The organism is Cecembia lonarensis LW9 (genome assembly GCF_000298295.1).
GTDB lineage: Bacteria > Bacteroidota > Bacteroidia > Cytophagales > Cyclobacteriaceae > Cecembia > Cecembia lonarensis.
Genome location: NZ_AMGM01000308.1, coordinates 1 through 644 on the forward strand (window position 1 = coordinate 1; position 644 = coordinate 644).

Genomic DNA, 644 nt, shown 5'->3' on the forward strand with positions numbered 1-644 from the left:
GCATGTTCAGAAGCATCAAGGGCCGTTACCCTGGCATATCCTTGTGCCTGCAGATTGGCTCTTCGCAGTACGTCTACTTCATTTACGTGTACCTGGTCGGGCCTCATGGCTGTGGTAAGGCTACCGTTACCGGCCGAAGGTTCGAGGAAGTAGCCTTCCGGAGCGCCGGAGCGAACAAAGGCGCTGGCTAGCCAGGCAATAGGGCCGGGGGTGGAGTACTGCTGCAGCAGGATGGACTGCGTTGTGCGGTGACTCATGTTTACCTGCTGCTGGTAGAGCTCCAGAATTCCAATAAAGCGCTGCTCCAGGCTAAGGCTTCTATCAAGGGCAATAGTACGAGTCGCTTGCACCACTGCCAGTTCTGCAGATTCCTTGATTTCGGTTTTATCCGTAATGCCAAAGCCAGCAGCCAGCTTTTGCAGCTTGCGGTTATCATACTTTTCGCCCGATACCAGCACTTGCCGGTAGGCAGCAACTAGTTTACTTTGTGAGGGCGTCATAGGCGGCTCCAGTCAATAGATTACCGGCTACGCTGCCGATCACAAGGGCCGTTACTTTGTCGGATCCGGCTTCTTTGGCGCTGTGGTAGGCCATCAGGCTAAGGGCTGCAGCGCCAAGGAGTACAGCAGTGTTTCGGCTCATCG

Annotated in this window: 1 protein-coding gene; it reads right to left on the reverse strand. The window is 55.1% G+C overall.

From position 1 onward, the window contains the following. The coding region (locus B879_RS21460; protein WP_040401653.1) for a hypothetical protein at nt 1–500 on the reverse strand (500 nt) is incomplete at its 3' end. Nucleotides 501–644: the final 144 nt, after the last annotated feature.